The organism is Paracoccus aurantiacus (genome assembly GCF_007993065.1).
Classification (GTDB): Bacteria; Pseudomonadota; Alphaproteobacteria; order Rhodobacterales; family Rhodobacteraceae; genus Paracoccus; species Paracoccus aurantiacus.
Genome location: NZ_VOPL01000002.1, coordinates 122445 through 145211 on the forward strand (window position 1 = coordinate 122445; position 22767 = coordinate 145211).

Sequence of the window (22767 nt, forward strand, 5' to 3'; positions counted from 1 at the left end):
GGAATCGCCGATGTCCCGACATACCCATGCCGACGCCCATCCCGACGATCCTCACTTCATTTCCCGGTCCGGCTGGCTGCGGGCCGCTGTTCTGGGGGCGAATGACGGGATCGTCTCGGTTGCCTCGCTGCTGGTCGGGATCGCGGCCTCGGGCGCGGATCGCCATGCGATCCTGCTGGCCGGGGTTGCGGGGCTTTCGGCAGGTGCGCTGTCGATGGCAGCGGGAGAGTATGTCTCTGTTTCCAGCCAGTCGGATATCGAACGCGCCGATATAAAGCGCGAGACGCGTGCGCTTGACGAAGACCCGGAAACCGAACTGATCGAGCTTGCCGAAATCTATCAGGCGCGTGGGCTGGCACCGGACACCGCGATGCGGGTGGCGCGCGAAATGACGGAATATGACGCGCTTGGCGCGCATATCCGGGACGAGCTTGGCCTGTCTGACGTGCTGTCCGCAAACCCGCTGCAAGCGGCGGCGACCTCGGCCGCGACTTTTTCGGTTGCCGCATCGGTGCCGCTTCTGGGCGCGTTCATGGCCCCGGCGGGGATGGTGATTCCCTTCGTGCTGGTGGCGACGCTGATCGCGCTTGCTGTGCTGGGTCTGATCGGCGCACGGGCAGGCGGTGCACCTGCGGGGCGTGCCGTTCTGCGCGTCGTCTTCTGGGGCTGCGTGGCGATGGGGATCACGGCGCTGATCGGGAAGATCTTCGGCGTCTCGGTGGGCTAGGGCGATGCTGAAGAAAGCGGCGCTGCTGGCGATGCTGATGGGCGGACCTGCCGCCGCGACCCAGGAATATACGCTGCCGACGCTGTTCGACGTCGCGGGTGTCGCCGCCGATGACGTTCTGAACATCCGACAGACCCCCTCGGCATCGGCGCCGATTGTCGCGACGCTGGCGCCCAATGCGACCCATGTGGAGGTTGTCGGGCTGGACCGATCCGGCCAATGGGGACAGGTGAATACGGGCGAGCAATCGGGATGGGTTTCGATGCGATTTCTGAACTATCGCACCGATGTCTGGCAGCCCGCGCGGCTGCCAGACGGCTTTGCCTGCTTCGGCACCGAACCGTTCTGGAGCTTTCGTCAAGACGGTGACGCGATCATGTGGGACGAGCCGGATCGCCGCACCGGCATCAAGATTACAGATGTCCTGGATAGCGGGATCTTCCGCGACCCGCGACGCATTATTCGCGCCGAAGACGACCACAATCTGCTGGTGGCGACCGTCACACCAAAGCAATGTTCGGACGGCATGTCCGAACGGAGCTATGGGCTTGAGGCCACGGTGCTGCTGCAACGCCGGAACACGCCGGCGCGGATGTATACCGGCTGTTGCAGCATTGGGCCGCGTTAGGCCAGCAAGACCAGAACTACTGAAAGAAGCGCCGTTGTTCCCGCACCGATCGCGGCAGAGCGCCAGCTGAACTTGCGCAAGGATTGCCGCTGCGGTGCGTCGGCCTGCTGCCGCGCGCGCCACAGGGCGTCATCTATCAGGCGCGGCATCAGCGGCATGGCCCGCTGCAGTGTCATCAGGATCTGCTTGCTGTCGCGCACCATCGCGCGGGGGCCGAGATTGGCCTTGATGTAATCCTCGACCACAGGACGCGCGGCGTTCCAGATGTTCAGGTTCGGGTCGAGCGAGCGGGCGACGCCTTCGACCACGACCATGGTGCGTTGCAAAAGGATCAGCTCGGTCCGGGTCTGCATGCCGAAACGCTCGGTCACCTCGAACAGATAGCCAAGCAGGTTTGCCATCGAAATCCGCGTGGCATCGGCGCCGAAGATCGGCTCGCCCACGGCGCGCAGCGCGCGGGCGAAGGCGGCGGGATCACGGTCACGGGGGACATAGCCGGCTTCGAAATGAACCCTCGCCAGTGCGTCGTAATCGCGGCGGATGAAGCCCATCAGGATTTCGGCATAGACGCGGCGGGTATATTCGTCGATCTCGCCCATGATGCCGAAATCATAGGCGATCAGGTCGCCATTCGGCGCGACCTTCAGATTGCCCTGATGCATGTCGCCATGAAAGAAGCCGTCGCGCAGGGCGTGGGACAGGAACAGTTGCAGGATGCGTTCTGCAAGTGCCGATGTGTCATGCCCCGCCGCCCGGATCGCGGCCACATCGCCAAGCGAAATCCCCTCGGCCCAGTCAGAGGTCAGCACTCGTCGCGAAGTCAGTTCCCAATGCGGCTTCGGCACCTGGAAACGGGCGTCATCCTTGGTGTTTTCTGCGAAAAGCGAGGCAGAGGCCGCTTCCAGCCGCAGATCAAGCTCTCCGTTCACGACGCCTTCGAAATGGCTGACCACATCGCGGGGACGCAGGCGGCGGGTCGCGGGCGAGATCGCCTCGATCATGTCGGCGCCGAAATGGAAGGCGTCGATGTCGCGGCTGAACGCGGTGCCGATATTCGGGCGCAGCACCTTCACGGCGACCTCTTGCCCGGTATCGGCGCGGCGCGCGCGGTGGACCTGAGCGATGGACGCGGCGGCGACGGGTTCGGAAAACTCGCTGAACATCTGGTCCAGCGGCAGGCCCAGATCGGCCTCGATCATGGCCTTGGCCTGATCGGTCGGGAAGGGGGGCAGCTTGTCCTGCAGATAGGAAAGCTGGTCTGCGAGTTCGACCCCGACCACATCGGGCCGCGTCGAAAGGATTTGGCCGAACTTGATATATGCAGGGCCAAGTGCGGTAATCGCGCGCGTGACCGGCGGCAGCGACGGATCGCCCTTGTAGCCAAGCCAGCGGAAGGGCCAGCCCAGCACACGGGCGGCCACGCGGACATTGCCCGGCGCGTCGACGGCATCAAGCGCCACGCCCATTGCGCCCGTGCGTTCGAAGGTGGCGCCGGTGCGGATCAGGCGCCAGATATTGTGCGGGCCGCGCATGTTACAGCTTCCAGCCCGAATGCAGCGCGGCGATGCCCATGGACAGGTTGCGGTACTGCACGCGTTCGAATCCGGCATTGCGGATCATGGCGGCGAAAGTATCCTGATCGGGGAATTTCCGGATCGATTCGACCAGATACTGATAACTGTCGCGGTCATTCGCGATCATCTGGCCCATCACCGGGATGACGTTGAAGCTGTAGCGGTCATAGGCCCATTGCATGGCCGGAACCGGCAGCTGAGAAAATTCCAGCACCATCAGCCGCCCTCCGGGGCGCAGAACGCGGAACGCTTCCTTCAGCGCGTCGGGAATGCGGGTGACGTTGCGGATGCCGAAGCTGATCGTATAGCGGTCGAAGCTGTTATCCTTGAAGGGCAGCGCCATCGCATCGCCCGTGACCCAGCCCAGACGGTCGGCAAGGCGTTCAGCCTCGGCCCGCTTGCGGCCTTCGACCAGCATCGATTCGGTCATGTCGCAGACGGTGACCTGCGCATTCGGCGCGCGGTCCAGAAAGCGGAAGGCAATGTCGCCGGTCCCGCCGGCCACGTCCAGCAGGGCCTGCCCGTCCCGTGGGGCAAGCCAGTCCATCATGGCGTTTTTCCAGATGCGGTGAATGCCCACGCTCATCACGTCGTTCATGACGTCGTAACGAGACGCCACACGCGAAAACACGCCATGAACAAGGCCGGCCTTGTCGTCCTCGTCCACGGTCTGAAAGCCGAAATGGGTCTGCCTGTCGCTCATTACTCTTGCCGTCTGTCGCTTCGGGGCACAGTTAAGGGCGAAACCCCGCGGCCACAATGCGACGAAAGCGACGAAGATGCCAGAACTGCCCGAAGTCGAGACAGTGCGCCGTGGCCTGCTGCCGCATCTGGAAGGGCGTCGGATCGCCCGCCTGGTGCTGAACCGCGACGGGCTGCGCTGGAAGTTTCCGCCCGATCTGGTGCAGGTAGCGACGGGTGCGACCGTGACGGGGCTTCGCAGACGGTCGAAATATGTGCTGCTGGATCTGGACCGCGATGCCGCGATTCTGATCCATCTGGGCATGTCGGGGCGCATGCTGATCGAAGGGGCAGGGGTGGGTCAGTTCCACCGCGACCCTGCGATCCTGCCGCAGCACGATCATGTCGTAATGGAAACCGATGACGGCACGCGGATCACCCTGAACGATGCGCGCCGATTCGGCATGGTTGACCTGATCCGTGACGATGCGTCGCCGCTGCTGGACGGGCTGGGGCCGGAACCGCTTGGCGATGACTTTTCCGGCGCGACATTGGCTGCCGCGTTTTCCGGACGGCGCGCACCGGTCAAGGCGATGCTGCTGGATCAGCGTGTCGTGGCGGGCCTGGGCAATATCTATGTATCCGAGGCTTTGCATCGCGCGGGCATCGACCCCCGTCGCGCTGCCGGGCGGATCGGACGCGCGCGGCTTGATGATTTGGCAAGCCATATCAAAGACGTGCTGGTCGAGGCGATAGCTGCCGGCGGATCGTCGCTGCGCGATCACCGTCAGGCCACGGGCGAGCTTGGCTATTTCCAGCACAGCTTCCGCGTCTATGACCGCGAAGGCGCGCCCTGTCCGCGACCCGGCTGTCCGGGCACGATCCGCCGTATCATCCAGTCCGGTCGGTCCAGTTTTTTCTGCCCATCCTGCCAGCGCTAGCGTGACGGCGAAGGCTGGCCACCTGCTCACTGCTTTGTTAGGACAGTGCGATCCGCAATCGCGAAGGACACCCCATGGGTTATCATACGATCACCGTAGAGATTGACGACTACGTCGCCCTGATCCGGCTGAATCGACCCGATGCGCTGAATGCGCTGAATTCGGAACTGCTGGGCGAGCTCAGCACCGCGCTGACCGAAGCCGATGCCAATGACAAGGTGCGCTGCATCGTCATCACGGGCAGCGACAAGGCCTTCGCCGCCGGCGCCGACATCAAGGAAATGTCGCAGAAATCCTATGTCGATGTCTTCGAAGAGGATCTGTTTACCGGCCCGACCGAGGCGATCCTTCGCGTGCGCAAGCCGATCATCGCGGCCGTCGCGGGATATGCGTTGGGCGGCGGCGCGGAGCTTGCCATGACCTGCGATTTCATCATCGCAGCCGACAATGCGAAATTCGGTCAGCCAGAGATCAATCTGGGCGTGATCGCGGGAATCGGCGGAACGCAGCGCCTGACCCGCTTCGTTGGCAAGTCGAAGGCCATGGACATGAACCTGACCGGGCGCTTCATGGATGCCGAAGAGGCAGAGCGTTCGGGCCTTGTCAGCCGCGTGGTTCCCGTGGCCAAGCTGGTCCCCGAGGCGATGAGCGTGGCGCGCAAGATCGCCGAGAAATCGCAGATCGCCGTCAAGGCCGCCAAGGAAGCCGTGAATCGCAGCTATGAGACGACGCTGCGCGAGGGTCTTCAATACGAGCGCCGCCTGTTCCATTCGCTGTTCGCCACGGACGACCAGAAGGAAGGCATGGCCGCATTCCTTGAAAAGCGAGAGCCGCAGTTCCGCGACCGCTGATTCTGCTTGGCTTTCAGGCCCGGTCACTGTATAGGCCCGGGCTTACATGCGCGTGGGCCCGCTTAAGGCAAGAATCATGACCGTTCCTCGTGAACGGCGCCATGGGGCTTTTGCGTGAACGAAATCGAACGAAGTTACAGGAACGCACCCATGGCAAATACGCCCCAGTCAAAGAAACGCGCCCGCCAGATCGAGCGTCGCACCGAAGTCAACAAAGCCCGCCGCTCGCGCATCCGCACCTATCTGCGCAAAGTCGAAGAGGCGATTGCCTCGGGCGATGCGGAAGCCGCGAAAGCCGCGTTCCAGGCTGCGCAGCCGGAACTGATGCGTGGCGTGACCAAAGGCGTTTACCACAAGAACACTGCGTCGCGTAAAATCTCGCGTCTGGCATCGCGTGTGAAGGCCGTTTCCGCGAAGTGATTCCGGCATCAGCGCGCTGAAAGTGCGCACAATCAGAAGTTGACCCAAGGGCGCATCCGCAGATGCGCCCTTTTGCTTTTCGAAGCTTCAAACCGCTGAATTTTCAACAATTTCAAGCAACCCTATGGTTTTGCGACGGCTTTGCGAAACCCGTCCCGGATTCGTTCCGGCGAAGTTTCTGTCAAGCGCGAAGATCGGTTGCAGCAGGCCGTGGCGAAGGGCTAGCTTCGATCCTGCGATTCACGTCGCCTTGGGGGACATTGCACCGGATCCGGACTGCCACCGTATCAAAACGTGCGATTTTCAGGCCGATACACGGTCATGCACCCACGAATCGGAAGGGCTGCCACTCTTCCGATTCGGGTGCGGAATCTGTCCGGGCCGGACAGGTCACGCAGCCAGCTTGCTGCGGTGCCTGTTCTGTTGCCTGAACCCAGGGCGTCGCGACGCCCGCGCCGCCACAAGCGGCCGGTAACGGGGACAAGACGGACGAGATAACAAGAATGAATGCGCTTTGGGATCAGGCCAGCACCAAGCTACGGGACAGGGTCGGCAGCAACAATCATACGGCGTGGATCGCGCCCCTGCATCTGACGGGGATCGAATCCGGCGAGGCGAAGATCGCGACGCCGACGCGCTTTATCTCGGACTGGGTGCAGCGTCATTATGCCGACGCGATTCGCGACGCGCTGGTGGAAGTCGGGGCGGCGGTTTCTCGTCTGAATTTCAGCGTTGCCGCGCCGCGCCGCGCTGCGCCTGCTGCGGCATCGCGCAAGCGCGTCGAAACCGCCCGCCCGGTGGCAGAGCCGGAAATGTCTGCGCCGCTGGACGCCCGCTTCACCTTTGACAATTTCGTCGTCGGTAAGCCGAATGAATTAGCCCATGCCGCCGCCCGCCGCGTCGCTGAAGGTGGTCCCGTGACCTTCAACCCGCTGTTTCTTTACGGCGGCGTTGGCTTGGGCAAGACGCACCTGATGCATGCCATTGCCAGCGACATTCGCGCCCGGCGCCCCGAAGCGCGCGTGCTGTACCTGTCCGCTGAACAGTTCATGTATCGCTTCGTGCAGGCGCTGCGCGAACGTACCGTCATGGACTTCAAGGAAATGTTCCGCACCGTCGAGGTGCTGATGGTCGATGACGTTCAGTTCATCGCCGGCAAGGAATCGACGCAGGAAGAGTTCTTCCACACGTTCAATGCCCTGGTCGATCAGGGCAAGCAGATCGTGATTTCCGCCGACCGCGCGCCGGGCGAGATCAAGGATCTGGAAGACCGCATCAAGTCGCGCCTGCAATGCGGACTGGTCGTCGATCTGCACCCGACCGATTACGAATTGCGTCTGGGCATCCTGCAATCCAAGACCGACGCCTTCCGCGCGCAATATGCCGGCCTGTGTATTGAACCCGGCGTGCTGGAATTTCTGGCCCACCGCATCACCTCGAACGTGCGGGTGCTGGAAGGCGCGCTGCAGCGTCTGTTCGCCTTCGCAAGCCTTGTCGGGCGCAAGATCGACATGGACCTGACGCAGGATTGTCTGGCCGACATCCTGCGCGCCTCGGACCGGAAGCTGTCGATCGAGGATATTCAGCGCAAGGTGGCCGAACATTACAATATCAAGCTCGCCGATCTGGTCGGGCAGAAGCGCGTGCGCACCATTGCCCGTCCGCGTCAGGTGGCGATGTATCTGGCCAAGCAGATGACGACCCGCAGCCTGCCCGAAATCGGCCGGCGCTTCGGTGGGCGCGATCACACCACCATCATGCACGGCGTCCGCAAGATCGAGGAGCTTTGCGCCGACGATCACGGTCTTGCCGAGGACGTGCAACTGCTGCGTCGCGCGCTGGAAGCGTGATCGCGAAGGCTTGATTCCGGTCGCATTTTTAATGACATTCGGCAAACCGGTCATGGGGCCGGTTTCGATGCGCCGTAACGTGCGCAAGACCGACGCGCGCATGACAGGGGACTTGTTATGAAATTCTCGATCGAACGGGCCGATCTGGTGAAGGCCGTGGCGCAAGCCGGCTCTGTGGTAGAGCGCCGCCATACCATACCGATCCTTGCCAACGTCCAGATCGAGGCTACGCCCGAAGGTGTCAGCTTCCGCGCCACTGACCTTGATACTGAGGTCGTGGACAAGACCGCCGCCCATGTCGAGCGCCCCGGGGCCACGACAGTGTCTGCACAGATGCTGAACGAGATTGCGCGCAAGCTGCCGGATGGTGCGCTGGTGACGATTGCGGTCGATAGCGCGAATGATCGCCTGACGGTGCAGGCGGGGCGGTCGAATTTCACCCTGGCAACCCTTCCGACCGAGGATTTCCCGGTCATGGCCAATGCCGAATATTCGGCCAATTTTGCTGCCGCCGCCCCGGTGCTGCGCCGGCTGTTCGACAAGTCGAAATTCGCGATTTCGAACGAAGAGACGCGCTATTACCTGAATGGCGTCTATATGCATGTGGCCGATTCCGAAGACGGCAGGGTGCTGCGCTGCGTTGCGACCGACGGCCACCGTCTGGCCCGGATCGACGCACCGCTGCCGGATGGGGCAGCCGACATGCCCGGCGTGATCGTGCCGAAAAAGACCGTGGCCGAATTGCGCAAGCTTCTGGACGATGACGAGGCACAGATCGCGGTTTCGGTCAGTGAAACCAAGGTCCGCTTCGCGACACCGGCCATTACGCTGACCTCGAAAGTCATCGACGGGACGTTCCCCGACTATACCCGCGTCATTCCAATGGGAAATTCCCGTAAGATGGAGGTCGACGCCAAGGACTTTGCCCGCGCGGTCGATCGCGTGGCCACCGTCAGCAGCGAGCGTTCGCGCGCCGTGAAACTGGCGCTGGATATGGATCGGCTGGTTCTGTCGGTGAATGCGCCCGATGCCGGCACCGCGGATGAGGAACTTGCCGTCGCCTATGGCGACGACGCGCTGGAAATCGGCTTCAACGCCAAATATCTGCAGGAAATTGCGGCACAGGTGGACCGCGAGAACGCGGTCTTCATGTTCAACGGCTCTGGCGATGCCGCGCTGATCCGCGAGGGCAGCGATCCTTCGGCGGTCTATGTCGTCATGCCGATGCGCGTGTGACGCTCCACCGCCTGACGCTTTCGCAGTTCCGGTCCTGGCCGCAGTTGACGCTTGATCTCGACCTGCGGCCAGTCGCGCTTTACGGGCCGAACGGGTCCGGCAAGACCAATGTGCTGGAAGCGGTATCCATGCTGTCGCCGGGGCGTGGGATGCGTGGCGCCGTTCCCGCCGATCAGGCGCGAAAGGCCGCGAATGCGGGCTGGCGGATTCGCGCAACCGCGGGGGAAAACGCGGTCGAAACCTCTGCCTTGCCGGGCGCAAACCGCACTGTCAGCATTGACGAGAAAACCGTGCCTCAGGTGGCGCTTGGAACACTGCTGCGCCTGATCTGGCTGACGCCGGCGATGGATCGGCTGTGGACCGAGGCCCCGGAAGGGCGCCGGCGATTTCTTGACCGGGTGACGCTTTCCTTTCATCCCGATCATGCCGCGCTTTCGCTAAGCTATGACAAGGCCATGCGCGAGCGAAACCGCCTTTTACGCGACCAGATTACGGACCCCGGCTGGTATCGCGCGCTGGAAAGCCAGATGGCCGACGCCGGGGCGCGGCTGACGCAGAACCGGCAAGCTGCAATCGCGGCAATCATGGCAGCGCAGCAGGATGGCGACGATTTCCCCGTAGCCCGCCTGACCCTGTTACCGGGTGAGGGCTTTGCCGACGATCCCGATCCGGCCGATATCGCAGGACGTCTGGCTGCGATGCGTCCGCGCGATCTGGCCGCAGGGCGCAGCCTGACCGGGCCGCACCGCGCCGATCTGGGCGCCGTCTGGGGGGCGCAGAACATGCCTGCGGCGCTGTCATCGACCGGCGAGCAAAAGGCGCTGCTTCTGTCCCTGATCCTCGCCAATGCGCGCGCGCTTGCGGATCAGCCGGTCGTTCTGCTGCTTGACGAGGTTGCGGCCCATCTGGATGCCCAACGGCGCGCGGCGCTTTACGACCGCATCACCGCATTGCCGGCGCAGACAATCCTGACCGGCACCGGCGCCGAACTGTTCACCGATTTCGGCGCGCGCGCCCGGCTGATCGCGATTCGTCGCGATGATGGCGGGTCAAGCGCGGCAGAAGAGTGACTAGAGCAGCCACTCGATCGGCAGCAGATTCAGCACATAGACCAGCACGCGATTGCCGATGCCAAGCCCCGGTTCATGCTCGATCACGGTTGCCGTGCCGTCCGGCTGTGGGTCTTCCCACAGCATTTTGCCATCGCGCAGAACCGTTCGATAGCTGCGCCGGGTCAGATCGTCGTTCATCAGCGCCGCGCCGCGTCTGGCCAGATCGGCGCTTTCGATCAGAAAGCCCATCTCGCAATTCAGCGCCGCAGAGCGCGGGTCGAAGTTGAACGATCCGATGAACAGCCGCGCATCGTCCGCCGCGAAGGTCTTGGCATGAAGACTTGCGCCAGATGAACCGAAGGGCCCCATCGCCTCGTGCGGCTGCGCACCGCCATCGACGGTCTTCAGCTCGTACAGGTTCACGCCCGCCTCCAGCAGTTCGCGCCGGTATTTGACGTAGCCCGCATGAACCATCGGCACATCGGTCGCCAGCCAGGAGTTTGTCAGGATATTCACCTCGACCCCCTTCCGGGCGAGGTCGGAAAACTGCTGCGTGCCGAACTTTCCCGGCACGAAATAGGCCGAAATCAGGTCGAGCCGCTGCGTGACATCGCCAAGGATCTCTCCAAGCCGGACAATCATCAACTGGCTGCGGTCCACCTGGCCCACACCCTTATCGGGATCGTCGGCGACCACCTTCACATCCGTCCAGATAAGCGGCGGCCCCTCGCCGCGCGACATGCGCGCAGCGACGGTCTGGGCGGTATCGGCCAGCGTCGCGCCGACCTCGGATTGGCGGGCCCGCGCGACCGCTGCGTCGAAAGCGGCCAGATCGCCGCCGCCCGGTATCACCTTCTGCAGTTCCAGCACGGGGGCAGAGTTCCAATATTCGTCGAAGATTTTCGCCGTATCGGTGACGACCGTGCCCACCCCCAGCACGTCAAGATCAAGATAGGCAGGCACGTCGCCGACCTCGAAATATTCGTTGCCGATGTTGCGGCCGCCAACGATCGCGGCTGCGCCATCCACGATAAAGGCCTTGTTGTGCATGCGCCGGTTCATGCGCAGCGGATACAGAACATATCCCAGCAACTTGGGGCTGCGGACGGTCGAAGGATTGAACAGCCGGATCGAGAAATTCTTCTGCGCGTTCAGCGCCGCCAGCATGCCATCCATGCCGGCGATGCCGTTATCGTCCAGAAGCAGCCGCACCCGGACCCCGCGCTGCGCCGCCTGCTTCAGGGCGTCCATCAGAAGCAGGCCGGTCTCGTCCTCGTGCCAGATATAATACATCACGTCGATCGACCGCTCTGCCCCATTGGCAAGCGCGACGCGGCTGAGAAAGGCCGTTCGACCGTCAGGCAGCGGATTGACGCCGCTTTGGCCGGGATGTTCGGACTGCGCGGCAACGGCCTCGGGGCCGAGGCGCGTGTTCGGATCGAAGGGGATCGCCGCTTCGGCGGGACGTCCGCCGGTCGGCGGCACTGCGAAGAAAAGGCGACCCAGAAGCCACAGGACTGCCAGCACAAGAATCGTGAAAAGAACCATTTTCAACCACCGCATATTTACCCTCGTTCCGGCCGTGTGGCCGGCCTGTTCGCGCCGTCTTTTCAGGTCCGCGCAAGCACTGGCGTCAAATTGCCGTTTTGCCACGAAATACAGTGTGTTTCCCGTGACTTTGCCTGCGCGAATGACTATATCATGCGCAGAATAACAGGAAAAATCAGGCATGACAGACATCGCCCAGCAGCCGATCGAATACGGCGCAGATTCGATCAAGGTTCTCAAAGGGTTGGAAGCCGTCCGAAAACGTCCCGGAATGTATATCGGCGATACCGACGATGGCAGCGGCCTGCATCACATGGTGTATGAGGTCGTCGATAACGGCATTGACGAGGCATTGGCCGGACATGCCGATTTCGTGCGGGTGAAAATCCACGCCGATGGCAGCGTTTCCGTGCGCGATAACGGGCGCGGTATCCCGGTCGACATGCACCCGACCGAAGGCGTTTCCGCCGCCGAGGTCATCATGACGCAGCTTCACGCCGGCGGGAAGTTCGACCAGAACAGCTACAAGGTCTCGGGCGGGTTGCACGGGGTCGGCGTTTCGGTTGTGAATGCGCTGTCGGACTGGCTGGAACTGCGCATCTGGCGCAACGGCAAGGAACATGTCGCCCGGTTCGAGAACGGTGATACCGTCGAACATCTGCGCGTCGTGGGCGACGCCGCACCGGGAGAGAAGGGGACAGAGGTTCGCTTTCTTGCATCGTCGAAAGAGGATCGCCCCGAAGGCACATTCTCGAACCGCGACTTCATCTTCAAAACGCTGGAAAACCGTCTGCGAGAGCTGGCCTTCCTGAACTCCGGCGTTCGCATCATTCTGGAGGACGAGCGCCCGGCGGAGCCGCTTTCGACAGAGCTTTTCTATGAAGGCGGCGTGCGCGAATTCGTGAAGTATATCGACCGCTCGAAATCTGCCGTGATGCCCGAGCCGATCTTCATCGAGGGAGAGCGCGGCGGGATCGGGGTCGAAGTCGCCATGTGGTGGAACGACAGCTACCACGAAACCGTGCTGCCCTTCACGAACAACATCCCGCAGCGCGACGGCGGCACCCATCTGGCGGGCTTCCGTGGCGCGCTGACCCGCGTGATCACGAAATATGCGCAGGACAGCGGCATCGCCAAGCGCGAGAAAGTGGAATTCACCGGCGATGACGCCCGCGAAGGGCTGACCTGCGTTCTGTCGGTGAAGGTTCCCGATCCGAAGTTTTCCAGCCAGACCAAGGACAAGCTTGTATCCTCGGAAGTGCGGCCTGCTGTCGAGGGGTTGGTGGGCGAAAAGCTGTCCGAATGGTTCGAGGAAAATCCGAACGAGGCCAAGCAGATCGTCGGGAAGATCATCGAGGCAGCACTTGCGCGCGAGGCCGCCCGAAAGGCGCGCGAACTGACCCGGCGCAAGACGGCGATGGATGTCGCAAGCTTGCCCGGCAAGCTGGCGGACTGTCAGGAAAAAGACCCCTCGCTGGCCGAACTTTTCATCGTCGAGGGCGATTCCGCCGGCGGTTCCGCCAAGCAGGGCCGCTCTCGTCAGAACCAGGCTGTGTTGCCCCTGCGCGGCAAGATCCTGAACGTGGAGCGCGCGCGTTTCGACCGCATGCTGTCCAGCGAACAGATCGGCACGCTGATTACTGCGCTTGGCACGGGTATCGGGCGAGACGAATTCAACCTGAACAAACTGCGTTACCACAAGATCGTCATCATGACCGATGCCGACGTGGATGGCGCGCATATCCGCACGCTGCTGCTGACATTCTTCTTCCGCCAGATGCCCGAGCTGATCGAGGCAGGCCACCTTTATATTGCCGAGCCGCCGCTTTACAAAGTCGGTCGCGGCCGGTCCGAGGTCTATCTGAAGAACGAGGCCGCGCTTGAGGATTATCTGATTCAGCAAGGCATCGACGGCGCGACCCTGCGGCTCGGCTCGGGCGAGGTGCTGTCGGGCAATGACCTGCTGAGCGTGGTCGAGGATGCCCGCGTCGTGCGCCGTATCCTGCGCGCCTATCCGACGCATTATCCGCCCCATGTCACCGAACAGGCGGCGATTGCGGCGGCCCTTCTGCCGGGCCGGATCGACGAGGACGCGGCGGGCGTCGCTGCGGATGTGGCCGCACGGCTGGATCTTGTGGCCGAAGAATATGAACGCGGCTGGACCGGCCGCCCGACACAGGATGGCGGCATCCGCCTGTCGCGCCTGCTGCGTGGCGTCGAAGAGGGCCGCACGCTTGACGGCCCGATGCTGCGATCCGCGGAATCGCGTCGTCTGGGCGCCATGACCGAGAAGCTGCAGGACGTGTATGGACGGACCGCCACGTTGGTGCGCAAGGACCGCGAAACGCCGATCTTCGGGCCGCTCAGCCTGCTTTCGGCGATTTTGCTGGAAGGTGAAAAGGGCCTGTCGCTGCAACGCTACAAGGGTCTGGGCGAGATGAACCCCGAACAGCTTTGGGAAACCACGCTCGATCCGCAGGCGCGCACCATGCTGCAGGTGAAGGTCGAGGATCTTTCAGAGGCCGAGGACATCTTCACCAAGCTGATGGGCGATCTGGTGGAGCCGCGCCGCGATTTCATCCAGCAGAACGCGCTCAGCGTCGAGAATCTCGATATTTGAACTCGTCCGGGCGCATCCTCAACCCTGAGGGTTTTGTGATAATCCTGCCGCAGTCTGCGGCAGGATTGCCATCAATAGGGGCAGTTAACCTAAAGTCAGATTGCTGGTCGCCCTTTCAGGGAATATTCTGCGACGGTGTTATTCAACAAGAGTCGCGGCTCTTTGTCTGTGAGGTTGCCATGAAAGCTTACGCCTATTCCCTGACGTCCGTTGCCATTCTGTTCGCCGCGACGACGGCCAATGCCGGTGGTTATATCGCCCCGGTCGTCGAAACCGTCGCGCCCGTCGAAGTGATCGAAGCACCGCTCACCTGGAAGGGTGCCTATGCGGGTGCGACCGTCGGCTATGCGTTCGGCGGCGACGACGAAGTCGGATATTCCCGTAACGACAATATTTTCTACAACTCTGATACGCTGGAACTGTCGGGTGTGAATGCGGGCATCCGCGCCGGCTACCGCACGCAGTTCACCGGCAGAAGCCGTGACTGGGTAATCGGCGCCGAACTCGGCTATGAGGGCGGCAGCATCGAAGACAGCTTCACCGACGGCGCATTCGAGGCTGAAAGCAGCATCAACAATGTCATCGCGCTGCGCGTGAAAACCGGTGTGCTGAACAATGCCAAGGATACCCTGTTCTACGGTATCCTCGGCGTCGCGCAGGCCGATTTCGACTATCGCATCGAAGGCGTCGATGGTGCCACTGGCTTCGGCATCGAAACAATGGGTGAAACCATGACCGGCTATATCGTCGGTCTGGGCGTCGAGCGTAAGCTGAACGAACGCCTCTCGGTGACCGGCGAGTGGGAATATGCGAATTTCGGCAAGGAAACGCTGGAGGCCGACGGCTTCCCCTATTCCACCGAAATGACCCCTGACTTCCACAACATCAAGATCGGTCTGAACTACCAGTTCTGATCGCGAATATTTCGCCTCTCCGGGCCGTGCGAGAAATCGCGCGGCCCTTCGTTTATCTGGCCTCGTCGCCTGCGCCCGTGAATTCGGCCATCGCACGCCGTGCGATCGGGCAGGGTTCTGCCCGGCTTCGCATCCGCCCCACATAATCGCGCAGCAGCGACACGCGATGGGGCCGGAAGCTGATCCCGGTCAGCGACGCACTGACGATCCGGTTGCAGTGAAACATGCGAAAATCCTCGCGCAGCTTGCACCAGGCCAGCAGCAGCAGCGCCTTTTCCGAATATGACATTCCCAGCGGGCGGATGTCGCGTTCGGAAACGCGATCCTCCATGTCGCGATAGACAAGGTGGATTTCATCTTCTTCCCAGCACGCATCGCGGATCATTTCCATATCGACGGTCGGGCGCATCCGTTCGGTGGGGGGGCTGAAGCTGCGCAGCGCGACATGCGTCGCCTGCATCGCCTGACGCTCTGGCAGGGTGGCCACGATCCGCGCCAGCGCATTACGCGCCGCGGCAATCAGATCCGGGTCGCCGACGCGCGGCAGGGCATCGACCGACAGGCGCAAGGCCTCAATCTCCAGCCGGGAAAAGCTTTGCGGCGGCAGGGCAGGGTCTTCGGTCAGCCGATAACCCAGCCCGGCCTCGCCGTCGATCAGCGCCCCGCCAGCGCGCAGCGTGGCAATATCGCGGTAAAGCTGACGGCGGCTTACGCCCGTTTCCTCGGCCAGCCGGTCTGCCGTCACCGGCGCGGGCAGTCGGCGCAGCGTGTCCATCAATCTCATCAGGCGGTCGGTGCGTGCCATGCTGTCACATTCTGTCAGGGGCCTGCGTCCATAAGTGGCGCATTGAACCACAGGAGTCCATGATGCTGACCTTTTATCACGCGCCCAATTCCCGCTCGACCTCGGTCAAGCAACTGCTGATCGAGCTTGGTGCCGAAGATCAGGTAAAGACCGAAATCGTCACAATCCCCCGACAGGACGGATCGGGTGGACGCGATCCGAAAAACCCCCATCCCGACGGCAAGGTGCCCTTCCTGACCGATGGCGATGACTATGTCCGAGAGCGGGCGGCGATCATCCTGTATCTGAGTGATCGTTTCCCCGAGGCAGGTCTGGGACGCCCGGTCGGCGATCCGCAGCGCGGCCGCTATCTGTCATGGCTGACCTGGTATCAGGGCGTGCTGGAACCCGTCGCGATCCTGAGCTGGGCAGAAGTCAACCATCCGGCGATTTATGCGTCGCTGCGCGACTATGATACCGCGCTGAAGACGCTGGACGACCAACTGACGAAGACGCCCTATCTGCTGGGCGACGACTACAGCGCCGCCGATCTTCTGTGCTCCGGCCCCTTCGCTTGGTTCAGCGACCAGCTTCGTGTGACCCCAGCGGTCAGCGACTGGGTTGCCCGCTGTCAGGATCGGGATTCGGTTCGTCAGATGGCAGAGCGCTGACCGGCGCTGCCGAAGGCAGGCGGGCGAGTTGCACAAGCAGGATGCCCGCCGCGACGATGCTGGCGCCGATCACATCGCTCCAGCCGAAACGTTCCCCAAGCAGAAGCGCCGCGATGGTGACGCCGAAGATCGGCGACAGGAAATGGAAGGTCGCGGCACGAACGGCACCAATCCGGTTGACCAGCAGGAACCAGATGAAAGTCGCCGCCAGACCCGGTGCGGCGACCGTATAGACGAAGGCGATGACCAGACGCCAGCTCCAGTCAATCGGCTGGCGGATTTCCAGGATCGCGGCGAAGGGCAGCAGCGTGATCGCGCCGACCGCCATCTGGAAGGCAACGATCATCATCATATTGCGGCTCCGGCCCGTGCCACGCACCACCAGCGTCGCCACGGTCAGCGCGATGACGGCGATAATGCACAGCAGGGTGCCGACAGGATCAAGCCCGTGCTGCAGCCGCACGCCCATGATAAGCGCTACCCCTGCAACGCCCATTGCCAGCCCGGCAATCGCGGCCGGTCTTAGCCGTTCGCCCAGCCAGACCCAACCGAAAAACGCCACCAGCAGCGGCATCATTGATGCGATGATTGCCGCGGCAGAGGCCTCGATCGTGCGCATCGCGATCCAGTTAAGGCCCAGATACAGCGCGTTCTGCATGATGCCGAACACGATCAGCACCCGCCATTCCGCTTTGCTGAGGCGCCAGCTTTGCCCCATCGCACGCGCGATGGCGATGCCTGCAATGGCCGAAAGCGAAAAGCGGATGACAAGCGCGGTCAGCGGCGGGGCGGCGGTCACGATGATGCGCGTCGTGGTGAAGGCCGACGACCACATGATCGCGAATGCCAGCCCCATCAGAATGGCCTTGAAATCCATCGTTCCACCTGTCCCGCCCTTGCCGCCAGACCTTAGGCGCCCGCCGCGCACTGCGCCAGTGGACGCGCCAAGAAAAAGGCCGCCCCGAAAGGCGGCCCCTGCGTCGTCATGTTGCTGCCAATCAGGCGTTGACGCTGTCTTTCAGCGCTTTGGCAACGGTCACTTTCACCTGCTTGTCGGCCGGCTTGGACATCATTTCCTGGGTCTGCGGGTTGCGGACCATACGCTCGGGGCGTGCGCGGCAGGCAACTTTGCCGATGCCCGGCAGCGTCACGGCACCGCCATTTGACACTTCGCGGGTCACGACCGCGGCGATGGCGTCCAGTGCAGCGGTGGCGGTTTTCTTGTCGCTGCCCATTTCCTCGGCCAGAACGGCAACGAGTTGGGTCTTGGTCATCGGCTTTACGGCTTGAGCCATTTAGTCTGTCTCCTCGTTATCCCCCTGTTGGGGAAATCTGTTACCGCAACCTGCGGCGTGAACCTGCTACACAAGGTTTTGCAGCACTTTTCAACCGTTTTTCGCCAGATTTGCCTGAACTGACGCGCGAAAGGGCAATTTCCGCCGATCTCGCCGGAATGTGACGCTACGTAAATCTTAACTGCGGTCAAAGAAACGCTGTTTCGCTGAACGAGCGGAGCTTGCGCGAATGGATACGTTCAAGGGGCATGTCGCGCAACTTTTCCATCGCCCGCACGCCGATCAGCAAATGGCTTGCGACCTGGGTGCGGTAGAAATCGGTCGCCATGCCGGGTAGCTTCAACTCGCCATGAAGCGGCTTGTCCGATACGCATAGCAGCGTGCCGTAAGGCACCCGGAAGCGAAAACCGTTGGCCGCGATGGTGGCGCTTTCCATATCGAGAGCGATTGCGCGCGACAGCGACAGGCGGTGGATCGGGCCGGATTGGTCGCGCAGTTCCCAGTTGCGGTTGTCGATGGTGGCGACGGTGCCTGTGCGCATGATGCGCTTCAGCTCATAGCCTTCCAGCTTGGTGACCTCGGCCACGGCTTCCTGCAATGCGACCTGAACTTCGGCCAGTGCCGGGATCGGCACCCAGACCGGCAGGTCGTCGTCCAGAACGTGATCCTCGCGCAGATAGGCATGGGCCAGAACGAAGTCGCCAAGGCTCTGGCTGTTGCGCAGCCCGGCGCAATGGCCGACCATCAGCCAGGCATGGGGGCGCAGCACCGCAATATGGTCTGTCGCGGTTTTGGCGTTTGACGGGCCGACGCCGATATTGACCAGCGTGATGCCCTGGTTCCCCGCGCGCTTCAGATGATAGGCGGGCATTTGCGGCATCTTGGCCAGTTGCACGATCTCGCCATCCGGGCGGTCGATGATCTGATTGCCGGGTGCCACGAACTCCGTATAGCCGGATTCTGCGTCGCCCAGCACGGTGCGGGCGAAGGCCTCGAACTCGTCCACGTAGAACTGATAGTTGGTGAACAGCACGAAATTCTGGAAATGTTTCGGATCGGTCGCCGTGTAATGCGCCAGCCGGGCCAGCGAGTAATCGACGCGCTGCGCGGTAAACGGTGCCAGATGCTGCGCACCGTCCGCGGCGGCCGGCGCGACGCCATTGACGATGTCGTCATTGACCGTGTTGAGGTCCGGGACGTCGAACACATCGCGCAGGCTGAAATCCAGCACACCTTCCTGCGGGACATTCAGGTCGGTGCGATTGGCGACCGCGAAATGCACCGGCATCGGCGTGTCGCTGTCACCGATCGAAATGGGGACACCCTGATTCCGGATCAGAAGGTCAAGCTGCTCGCGCAGATAGGCGTCGAACAGTTCCGGCTGGGTGATCGTCGCGGCATAGGTGCCGGGCAGCGAGACATGGCCGAAGGACAGGCGGGAATCGGCCTTGGTGTGACTGGTCGTCGTCAGCCGGACCTCGGGGTAGAAAGCGCGGTATCGGGCCTTCGGCTTTTCGCCGCCAAGCGCCTCGACGAAATGTTCGGTCAGAAATCCGGTCGAGCGGTCATAAAGCTTTTTCAGCCGGTCGACTGCAGCATCGGCATCGGTGAAATATTCGGGTTCTGCCGGGGCTGGCGTTTCAAGCTGCAACGCGTTGTCGTTCATGAAGATCCTCGTGTTTCACAAACAGTGCCAGCAGCGCGCGACACTGGCAAGACACACGGGGAATGCCTAGATCGCAACTGAAAGGGGAATTCCATGCGCTATTCAATTCTCGATCTCGCCCCGGTCCCGGACGGTACCAGCACCGCAGAGGCGATAGAAAGCAGCGTGCAGCTTGCGCGGATGGCCGACGGGCTTGGCTATCACCGCTATTGGCTGGCCGAACATCACAACATGGTCGGTATCGCATCGGCCGCGACATCGGTGATGATCGGTCATATCGCCGCGCAGACCAGCCGCATCAGGGTCGGTGCGGGCGGCATCATGCTGCCGAACCACTCGCCGCTGTCGATCGCGGAACAGTTCGGCACGCTGGCGACCATTCATGGCGACCGCATCGACCTGGGGCTGGGCCGCGCGCCCGGTGGCGATGGTGCGGTGTTCCGCGCGCTGCGTAAATCGCCTGACATGGCCGAAAACTTTCCTCATGACGTGCTGGAACTGATCTCGTACCTCGACGATCCTAAACCCGGCGCGCAGGTCATCGCGCATCCGGGGCAGGGGACGCATGTGCCGGTCTGGATGCTGGGATCATCGCTGTTCGGCGCACAACTCGCTGCCATGCTGGGGCTGCCTTATGCGTTCGCCTCGCATTTCGCGCCCGGCGCACTGGATGAGGCGGTGCAGCTTTATCGCGACAGGTTCGAACCCGCCGGTCGCCCCGAGGCTGAAGACGGCCCGCATTTCATGCTGGCAGTGAATGTCATTGCTGCGGATACCGATGAAGAGGCGCGCTTTCTTCAGTCAAGCCAGCAGCTTGCCTTCGCACGACTGCGCAGCGGTCAGCCCGGCAAGCTTCCTGCCCCCACCAGCGATCTGTCAGAAATCACACCGCCGTTGCAACGCATGGTCAGTCAGGCGCTTCGGGTCAGCGCGGTCGGAGACGCCGCTTCGGTGCGCGACCAGCTTTCGTCGCTTATTGCGCAATACAAGCCCGACGAGCTGATCCTGACCGGCCAGATCCACAACCCCGAAGCGCGGCGGACATCCTTCCGCATCGCGGCAGAGGTTCTGGACGACATGCAGCGGGTTCCCGCATAACCGGCAAAGAGCGGCGCGAGGCGGCCTGACCGGCACGCGGGACTGGCCAGACTCCGCCAGGAAATCAAAGGGTGCGCCCAATGGAAATGCTGATCTTTGGGCATGGCTACACCGCCTCGTTCCTGACGCGCCGATTGACTGGGGCGGGCTGGACGGTCGCGGGGACGACCCGCGGCGATTCCGCGCGAGTGGAAGCCGCCGGGGCAGAACCTGTCATCTGGCCAGGTAATCGGAAGGTTCTTCGCGACCGGATCGCCAGCGCCGATGCGATCCTTGTATGCGCCGCCCCGGATGCGGCGGGTGATCCGGTCCTTGCCGAATTCGCGCAGGATCTTCTGAATGCTGAACCGCGCTGGGTCGGGTACCTGTCCTCGACAAGCGTGTATGGCGATCATGGCGGGGCTTGGGTGGACGAGGACACGCCGCTCGCACCCAGCTCGGCGCGGGCCCGCGCGCGCGTCGCGGCCGAGCAGGCCTGGGCCGACACCGCGCGCCGGGCGGGGTGGCCGCTGAATATTTTACGGCTTGCCGGGATTTATGGTCCGGGACGAGGCCCTTTTTCGAAGCTTCGCGCCGGCACGGCCCGACGCATCGTCAAGCCTGGTCAGGTATTTTCGCGCATCCATGTGGAAGATATCGCAGGTGTCGTCATGGCCGCGCTGTCCCGCGCCTTGGAAGGGCGCGCGCAAGGGGTCGAGATTTTCAATCTTTGCGACGACGATCCTGCTCCACCTGAGCAGACCATCGAGTGTGCCGCCCGAATGCTTGGCGTCCCTGTTCCTGACACCGAGGATTTTGCCACGGCAAAGATGACCGCGATGGCGCGAAGCTTCTATGCCGATTCGAAGCGGGTGCGGAATGACCGTGCGAGGGACGTTCTGCGTTACCGCTTGCGCTACCCCAACCTTCAAAGCGGCCTGCGCGCGATACTTCAGGCGGAAGACGATGCATGAGCGTCGGTCATTCGGTCGACTCGCTTCATCAATCCGGCAATCATGACGCAATTCCTGCGGCAGACCGGATGAAACTTTGCAGCCCGCGCTCCCTTTCGGGAACAGGCGAGGCCTATGGACCAACACGTTCCTGACGATCCGACATTTGGCATGACGTTCAACAAGAACAAGCTCGACACCTTTCCCACGATGCGGATGTGGGTTCGGCCATATCCGGTACCCGCAAGTCGTCAGGACATGGCTCAACCAGGTTAAACACGTTCGGACGCGCTCGCATGCAGATAGTGTCGAGCGTGCACTGGATTGCTCTCTGGTCGCCGCCTTATTCGCACCCGCATGCAGTACGCGTGGTCCGGTCGCACGCAGGTGTGCCGCTACGGAGAGAAAATTTGCAAAGGCTCGCGAGAAATTGCAGGCAACGTCGCGCAGCAGAAGCGACACGGCGGATGCAGCGCGCGCTTTTGCCCTAAGACGCGCCAACGTATCTGCGGCTGTTTGCGCTGGCTGGTCCGTAACCGCCAGCGAGCCAGTGCCGCTGGCGCATCGCCGAGACGATCTGTTCGCAAGTGGCTTCATCACATCTCTGCACCGCCCGCCACCGCATCGATGTCGTCGAGCCCGGCTGTCGCGCCGCCTTCCAGCAGAAAGCTGATCTGCCCGCTATTGCGCTGGACTTCGTGAACTGTGCTGTAGCTCGGCACCGAGGACTCGGCGAGCAGTTGATCTCCGCGATAGCTCTCGACCGTGAAGCTGTACAGACCTTTGGTCAGCCTGTTTCCGTCGGAACCGACGCCGAACCACTCAACCAGACCCTCGCCAGTCCCGATGTCTTCGGCAGAGATTCTGCGCCCGTAGCTGTCCTTCGTGACCAGCACCACCCGATCCGCTGTCGGGTCGGGCGCAATTTCCATGACAAGAGGATCGTCGCCAAAATACACCTCGCCAGTTGTGCGCACTTGCTTGCCGATCCAGCTTGAATAGGTCGAAAGCGAATCCGCGCCGAATTGCCCGGCCATGTCCGACAGCAGATCGTTGGTGCGGACCTGCTGCTCGACGCCAGAAAATGTGGCCAGCTGAACCGCGAAATCTGCGCCCTCCATCGGGTTGAGGGGGTCCTGATTCTGGATCTGCGCCGTCAGCATCTTGAGAAATGTCTCAAAATCACCGCCGGCGAAACCGGAAGCCTTGCTGGCTTGCGTCGCAGCGGTCGCGGCAGGCACTGCCGCATTTGTCGCCGATGTGATTACCATCTTTTCCT

Annotated in this window: 21 protein-coding genes; 13 read left to right on the top strand and 8 right to left on the bottom strand. The window is 62.5% G+C overall.

What is annotated here, in order from left to right:
• Nucleotides 1–10 precede the first annotated feature (10 nt).
• Entirely contained in the window at nucleotides 11–727 is a 717-nt protein-coding gene (locus tag FQV27_RS06065; protein ID WP_147096973.1) for a VIT1/CCC1 transporter family protein, read from the top strand.
• Nucleotides 728–731: 4 nt separating this feature from the next.
• Nucleotides 732–1355 carry a COG3650 family protein gene (locus FQV27_RS06070; RefSeq protein WP_147096974.1) on the top strand — a complete coding sequence of 208 codons (624 nt, stop codon included), beginning with the start codon at nucleotides 732–734 and terminating at the stop codon, nucleotides 1353–1355.
• On the opposite strand, the gene ubiB is transcribed toward FQV27_RS06070, so the two are convergent.
• Together ubiB and ubiE are read right to left on the bottom strand one after the other, a co-directional pair.
• Nucleotides 1352–2887: a 2-polyprenylphenol 6-hydroxylase gene (gene ubiB / locus FQV27_RS06075; RefSeq protein WP_147096975.1), complete on the bottom strand. Its 1536-nt coding sequence runs from the start codon at nucleotides 2885–2887 to the stop codon at nucleotides 1352–1354. The two genes, FQV27_RS06070 and ubiB, sit on opposite strands and share 4 nt — an antisense overlap.
• 1 nt (nucleotide 2888) lies before the next feature.
• Nucleotides 2889–3632: a bifunctional demethylmenaquinone methyltransferase/2-methoxy-6-polyprenyl-1,4-benzoquinol methylase UbiE gene (ubiE, locus tag FQV27_RS06080; protein WP_147096976.1), complete on the bottom strand. Its 744-nt coding sequence runs from the start codon at nucleotides 3630–3632 to the stop codon at nucleotides 2889–2891.
• Between the two features lie 76 nt (nucleotides 3633–3708).
• On the opposite strand from ubiE, the gene mutM reads away from it, so the two are divergent.
• From mutM to recF, 6 genes are all read left to right on the top strand, one after another.
• Nucleotides 3709–4551: a bifunctional DNA-formamidopyrimidine glycosylase/DNA-(apurinic or apyrimidinic site) lyase gene (gene mutM / locus FQV27_RS06085; RefSeq protein ID WP_147096977.1), complete on the top strand. Its 843-nt coding sequence runs from the start codon at nucleotides 3709–3711 to the stop codon at nucleotides 4549–4551.
• A gap of 74 nt (nucleotides 4552–4625) precedes the next feature.
• Nucleotides 4626–5402: an enoyl-CoA hydratase gene (locus FQV27_RS06090; RefSeq protein ID WP_147096978.1), complete on the top strand. Its 777-nt coding sequence runs from the start codon at nucleotides 4626–4628 to the stop codon at nucleotides 5400–5402.
• Nucleotides 5403–5552: 150 nt separating this feature from the next.
• Nucleotides 5553–5822, top strand: a complete 270-nt coding sequence (gene rpsT, locus FQV27_RS06095; protein ID WP_147096979.1) for a 30S ribosomal protein S20 — start codon at nucleotides 5553–5555, stop codon at nucleotides 5820–5822.
• A 503-nt stretch (nucleotides 5823–6325) separates the two neighbouring features.
• On the top strand, nucleotides 6326–7672 hold the full coding sequence (gene dnaA / locus FQV27_RS06100; protein WP_147096980.1) for a chromosomal replication initiator protein DnaA: 1347 nt from the start codon (nucleotides 6326–6328) through the stop codon (nucleotides 7670–7672).
• A 117-nt stretch (nucleotides 7673–7789) separates the two neighbouring features.
• Complete coding sequence (gene dnaN / locus FQV27_RS06105; protein ID WP_147096981.1) at nucleotides 7790–8908, top strand: DNA polymerase III subunit beta; 1119 nt, start codon at nucleotides 7790–7792, stop codon at nucleotides 8906–8908.
• Nucleotides 8905–9978 carry a DNA replication/repair protein RecF gene (recF, locus tag FQV27_RS06110; protein WP_147096982.1) on the top strand — a complete coding sequence of 358 codons (1074 nt, stop codon included), beginning with the start codon at nucleotides 8905–8907 and terminating at the stop codon, nucleotides 9976–9978. Before dnaN ends, recF begins: the two co-directional genes overlap by 4 nt.
• Here recF and FQV27_RS06115 read toward each other — a convergent pair whose 3' ends face one another.
• Entirely contained in the window at nucleotides 9979–11508 is a 1530-nt protein-coding gene (locus tag FQV27_RS06115) for a phospholipase D family protein (RefSeq protein ID WP_246133016.1), read from the bottom strand.
• A gap of 181 nt (nucleotides 11509–11689) precedes the next feature.
• Here FQV27_RS06115 and gyrB point away from each other — a divergent pair, with 181 nt between their 5' ends.
• Together gyrB and FQV27_RS06125 are read left to right on the top strand one after the other, a co-directional pair.
• Nucleotides 11690–14128 carry a DNA topoisomerase (ATP-hydrolyzing) subunit B gene (gene gyrB / locus FQV27_RS06120; RefSeq protein ID WP_147096984.1) on the top strand — a complete coding sequence of 813 codons (2439 nt, stop codon included), beginning with the start codon at nucleotides 11690–11692 and terminating at the stop codon, nucleotides 14126–14128.
• Between the two features lie 179 nt (nucleotides 14129–14307).
• Nucleotides 14308–15042 (top strand): outer membrane protein, encoded by a 735-nt coding sequence (locus tag FQV27_RS06125; RefSeq protein WP_147096985.1) that lies wholly within the window; start codon nucleotides 14308–14310, stop codon nucleotides 15040–15042.
• A gap of 52 nt (nucleotides 15043–15094) precedes the next feature.
• On the opposite strand, the gene FQV27_RS06130 is transcribed toward FQV27_RS06125, so the two are convergent.
• The gene (locus FQV27_RS06130; protein ID WP_147096986.1) at nucleotides 15095–15847 is read right to left on the bottom strand and encodes a helix-turn-helix transcriptional regulator; all 753 of its coding nucleotides are present in this window, start codon (nucleotides 15845–15847) and stop codon (nucleotides 15095–15097) included.
• 62 nt (nucleotides 15848–15909) lie between these two features.
• Here FQV27_RS06130 and FQV27_RS06135 point away from each other — a divergent pair, with 62 nt between their 5' ends.
• Complete coding sequence (locus tag FQV27_RS06135) at nucleotides 15910–16497, top strand: glutathione S-transferase family protein (protein ID WP_147096987.1); 588 nt, start codon at nucleotides 15910–15912, stop codon at nucleotides 16495–16497.
• Here FQV27_RS06135 and FQV27_RS06140 read toward each other — a convergent pair.
• The 3 genes from FQV27_RS06140 to FQV27_RS06150 form a co-directional block, all read right to left on the bottom strand.
• Nucleotides 16436–17374 (bottom strand): DMT family transporter, encoded by a 939-nt coding sequence (locus FQV27_RS06140; protein WP_147096988.1) that lies wholly within the window; start codon nucleotides 17372–17374, stop codon nucleotides 16436–16438. The genes FQV27_RS06135 and FQV27_RS06140 overlap by 62 nt on opposite strands.
• A 121-nt stretch (nucleotides 17375–17495) precedes the next feature.
• Entirely contained in the window at nucleotides 17496–17792 is a 297-nt protein-coding gene (locus FQV27_RS06145) for an HU family DNA-binding protein (protein ID WP_147096989.1), read from the bottom strand.
• A gap of 187 nt (nucleotides 17793–17979) precedes the next feature.
• The gene (locus FQV27_RS06150) at nucleotides 17980–19458 is read right to left on the bottom strand and encodes an AMP nucleosidase (RefSeq protein WP_147096990.1); all 1479 of its coding nucleotides are present in this window, start codon (nucleotides 19456–19458) and stop codon (nucleotides 17980–17982) included.
• Between the two features lie 93 nt (nucleotides 19459–19551).
• Between FQV27_RS06150 and FQV27_RS06155 the strand changes: the two genes are divergently transcribed.
• Together FQV27_RS06155 and FQV27_RS06160 are read left to right on the top strand one after the other, a co-directional pair.
• Nucleotides 19552–20556, top strand: a complete 1005-nt coding sequence (locus FQV27_RS06155) for an LLM class flavin-dependent oxidoreductase (RefSeq protein WP_147096991.1) — start codon at nucleotides 19552–19554, stop codon at nucleotides 20554–20556.
• 80 nt (nucleotides 20557–20636) lie between these two features.
• Complete coding sequence (locus FQV27_RS06160; RefSeq protein ID WP_147096992.1) at nucleotides 20637–21509, top strand: SDR family oxidoreductase; 873 nt, start codon at nucleotides 20637–20639, stop codon at nucleotides 21507–21509.
• A 575-nt stretch (nucleotides 21510–22084) separates the two neighbouring features.
• On the opposite strand, the gene FQV27_RS06165 is transcribed toward FQV27_RS06160, so the two are convergent.
• Nucleotides 22085–22759 (bottom strand): flagellar hook capping FlgD N-terminal domain-containing protein, encoded by a 675-nt coding sequence (locus tag FQV27_RS06165; RefSeq protein WP_147096993.1) that lies wholly within the window; start codon nucleotides 22757–22759, stop codon nucleotides 22085–22087.
• Nucleotides 22760–22767: the final 8 nt, after the last annotated feature.